The organism is uncultured Corynebacterium sp., assembly GCF_937999985.1.
Taxonomy (GTDB): Bacteria; Actinomycetota; Actinomycetes; order Mycobacteriales; family Mycobacteriaceae; genus Corynebacterium.
This window is the reverse complement of the sequence record NZ_CALLDG010000099.1, coordinates 1-3,855: the sequence shown is the minus strand read 5'-3', so window position 1 is coordinate 3,855 and position 3,855 is coordinate 1. Positions and strand designations below refer to the sequence as shown.

Here is a 3,855-nt window from a genome sequence, read left to right as displayed (position 1 = left end):
GGTCCGTGATGGACACGATGGTGTTGTTGAAGGTGGACTTGATGTATGCGTGGCCGTTGGCCACATTCTTCTTGACGACGCGACGGCCAGTGCGGCGCGCGCCGGAACGAGTCTTCGGAGGCATAGGTTACTTCTTCTTTCCTGCGATCGTCTTCTTTGGGCCCTTACGGGTACGAGCATTGGTCTTGGTGCGCTGACCGCGGACCGGCAGGCCACGGCGGTGGCGCAGGCCCTGGTAGGAACCAATCTCGATCTTGCGGCGAATATCGGCCTGGATCTCGCGGCGGAGGTCACCCTCCACCTTCCAGGTGTTCTCGATAACGTCACGCAGAGCGGACAGCTGCTCGTCGGTCAGATCCTTGGAGCGAAGATCAGGGGAGATGCCGGTCTTTTCCAGCAGCTCCTTGGAACGGGCGGGGCCGATTCCGAAGATGTAGGTCAGTGCGACCTCCATGCGCTTCTCGCGTGGCAGGTCAACACCAGCAAGGCGTGCCATAGGGCATTTTCCTTCCGGTTTAGCGACGGTTTTCTCCACACTCGTCCCTTTTGATCCTTCGAGTATTTCGCCAACAGTCACGGAAGAGACTGTTCGGGCACCGAGTGCCTTGAATGCGCGAAACCAACACCCCAACTATTGGGGTGTTGGAAGGAGGGCTCCGGCCGCCGCGGCCAGAGGTAGTGACCAAGTATCTGCAACCTCGGGGGTGCTGCTACTTAGATTGGATGTATGGAGGCTTAACGTTTTACTTGTAGCGGTAAACGATACGCCCACGGGTCAGGTCGTAGGGAGACAGCTCCACGACGACCCGATCCTCGGGGAGAATACGGATGTAGTGCTGGCGCATCTTGCCGGAAATGTGGGCCAAAACCTTGTGGCCGTTGTCCAGTTCGACACGGAACATCGCATTTGGCAGGGGCTCGACGATGCGGCCCTCAACCTCGATGGCGCCTTCTTTTGCCATATCCTCCAACGTTTCCCCAGCTCAACTAGCTGGTATGGGTGATGTTTTGCTACATACGGTGCATTCTCAGAACCCCCGCCACGGTAGCCACCTAGGGTACCTACCGATGCGAAAGCCTCATGCACCAACTGCATACAATACACGCGACCTGGGCAGATGCCAAAACGCTCGCCCCAGCCCCTCTTGAAAGCTAGCGCGAGCGTTTGTCCACTCAAACAGCGGAGCCTCTAAGCGGTCTGCTCCTCGCGGCGCAGCTCGCCCTTCGCCAGGCGGTTCACGGTCATCGCAATCGCACCGTCGCCAGTGACGTTACATGCGGTACCGAAGGAGTCGATGGCGATGTAAGCGGCAATCATCAGCGCCACCTGCCCATCGTCGAAGCCCAGCTGGGACTGCAGCAGACCCACGGCCGCCATAATCGCACCACCCGGCACACCCGGGGCAGCGATCATCATCACGCCCAGCAGGAAGATGAAGCCCAGAGCCATGCCCGCGGTCATATCCACGCCGGTCATGTACACGATGGAGAACGCGAACAGAGCGATCTTCTGCATGGAGCCGGATAGGTGCACCGTTGCACACAGCGGCACCACGAAGTCGGCCACGGACTGGGATACACCGTTCTTGCGGGTGCATTCCAGGGTCACTGGGATGGTTGCCGCAGAAGAGGAGGTACCCAGTGCGGTGAAGTACGCGGGCAGCATGTTCTTCAGCGCCGTGAACGGGTTGCGCTGTGCAAAGAACCCAGCCAGCAGGTACTGCAGCGCCAGGATCACCCACGTCATCAGTACGGCGAGGATCAGTACCTTAGCGAACTGCGTCAGCGTGAGCTTCAGGTTGCCGTTCATACCCATGGTCAGGAACACACCAAAGATGTAAAACGGCAGCAGCGGGATGATGAAGCTCTGGATGACCTTCATGGTCACCTCGCGCAGCTCCTCCGCGCCCTTGTACAAAACCTCGGTCCGCATCGAAGCCATTGCAATACCCACGGTGAAGGCCAGCAGCAGCGCAGACATCACACCCAGCGGCGGATCCATCTCCACGGAGAAGAACGGCGCCAACGCGCCTTCATCAATATCCTTCGCTTCGATCATGGACTCGTTGCCCAGCAGCGAGGGGTATAGCCCTTCCGCCACGCCATAGGCAATCAAACCGGAAACGATGGTGGAGACGTAGGCGATGCCGGCGGTCACGCCCAGCCACTTGCCTGCCCCGCGCCCCAGGCTAGCGATAGCCGGGGCGATCAGGGCGAAGATCAGAACCGGGACGAAGAATCCCAGGAAGTTGGCGAACAGCCCATTGAAGGTCGCGAACACGCGGCCGGCCCACTCCGGGAAGAAGAGGCTGCAGACGATACCCAGGACGATCGCAACGATGATCTTGAATATTAGCGAATTAAAGAATCGGGATGCATTCATGCTGGCGCTTTCCCTTTGTCAATACTTGTAGGTCCTCAAGAAACGATTATGTTTAGCCTACTCGCAATACTTGATTCCCCAATAATCGCCCGCCGCCCATTAACCCCACCCCTGCTGCCCCCCTCACTACGGCGCTCCCCTACCGCCGCCAATACTGCTGCGCCCCCGACATCGCGTTAGCCGGGCAGGCGGCAGGGGGGGGCGTCACCAAGAGAAAAGAGCTACTTGCGCGGCGTAAGGATCCGCGGGCCGTCGGCGGTCGCGGCGACGGTGTGCTCCCAGTGTGAGGAGAAACTGCCGTCATCGGTAAGCACGGACCACTCGTCGTCCAGCACATAGGAATCCGCCGTGCCCAGCGCCAGCATCGGCTCGATGGCCAGCACAGAGCCCTCCTGGATCTCCGGCCCACGCCCACCGCGGCCCTCGTTAGCCAGGTACGGATCCTCGTGCATGGTGCGGCCGATGCCGTGGCCGCCGTAGCCATCGACAATCCACAGCTCCACGTCGAACTTCCGCGCGGCAGCCTCGGTGGCCTTCTCCAACGCCCAGGAAACGTCCGTCAGGCGGTTGCCGGGCACCATCGCCTTCAGCCCCTCGTACAGCACCCATTCGGTCGCGCGGTTCAGGCGGTCGTGTTCCTCGGCGATCTCGCCGATGCCGAAGGTCCAGGCGGAGTCCCCCACCCAACCGTTGAGCGTGGCGCCGCAGTCAATGGAAATCAGATCCCCCTCCTTCAGCACCACATCTGCTGACGGGATGCCGTGGACGATCATGTCGTTCGGGCTCGCGCAAATGGAACCCGGGAAGCCGCCATAGCCCTTGAAGGTCGGGGTGGCGCCGTGGTCGCGGATGACCTCCTCGGCCACGCGGTCCAGGTCAAGCGTGGTCTTTCCCGGCGCCGCAGCCTTCTTGACCTCCTGCAGCGCCAGCCCGACGATCTCCCCGGCGGCCTGCATCGCATCCAGCTGCTCGGCGGTCTTGGCCGCGATCTTCTTATTCTTTCGCCTAAAGCCCATGTGGTTTCGCTTCTGTTCTCTTTGCTTACTCGTTTTTCTTAGTGACGCCCCCTCGCGGGGCGAATAACCACAAATCCCGCCAGGTCGGACCGTGTGGGGCCGGCTGGCGGGATCAGCGATTCTTGCGCGCGGGGTTTACTTGTCCAGCGCGTTCAGCGTGGTGCAGGAGATGTCCTCCACGGTGCCCTCCGCGTCGATGTTCAGCAGAACGTCCTTGTAGTGGTCGATCAGCGGGGCGGTCTCCTCACGGTAGACCTCCAGGCGGGTGCGAATCGTGTCCTCGTTGTCATCGTTGCGGCCGCGGGCCAGCATGCGATCAACAACAACGTCCTCGGAGACTACGTAGTTGATGACTGCGTCCAGGGAGTGGCCGTCCTCCTGCAGCATCTTCTCCAGCAGCTCTGCCTGTTCGATGGTGCGGGGGAAGCCGTCCAGCAGGAATCCGTCAGCGGCATC

Annotated in this window: 5 protein-coding genes and 1 pseudogene; all 6 read right to left on the bottom strand. The window is 60.9% G+C overall.

Going from position 1 to position 3,855, the window contains the following annotated elements; genetic code table 11:
- Nucleotides 1-124: pseudogene (locus tag Q0331_RS04610) on the bottom strand (30S ribosomal protein S11); the annotation flags it as partial.
- 3 nt (nt 125-127) lie between these two features.
- Complete coding sequence (rpsM, locus tag Q0331_RS04605; protein WP_005291872.1) at nt 128-496, bottom strand: 30S ribosomal protein S13; 369 nt, start codon at nt 494-496, stop codon at nt 128-130.
- Nucleotides 497-743: 247 nt separating this feature from the next.
- Complete coding sequence (infA, locus tag Q0331_RS04600) at nt 744-962, bottom strand: translation initiation factor IF-1 (protein WP_003854422.1); 219 nt, start codon at nt 960-962, stop codon at nt 744-746.
- A gap of 227 nt (nt 963-1,189) precedes the next feature.
- On the bottom strand, nt 1,190-2,383 hold the full coding sequence (locus tag Q0331_RS04595; protein WP_298075284.1) for a dicarboxylate/amino acid:cation symporter: 1,194 nt from the start codon (nt 2,381-2,383) through the stop codon (nt 1,190-1,192).
- A 221-nt stretch (nt 2,384-2,604) separates the two neighbouring features.
- Nucleotides 2,605-3,399 carry a type I methionyl aminopeptidase gene (gene map, locus Q0331_RS04590; protein WP_298075282.1) on the bottom strand — a complete coding sequence of 265 codons (795 nt, stop codon included), beginning with the start codon at nt 3,397-3,399 and terminating at the stop codon, nt 2,605-2,607.
- A 135-nt stretch (nt 3,400-3,534) separates the two neighbouring features.
- Nucleotides 3,535-3,855 (bottom strand): nucleoside monophosphate kinase (locus Q0331_RS04585; protein WP_298075279.1); only part of this gene is annotated, 321 nt, incomplete at its 5' end.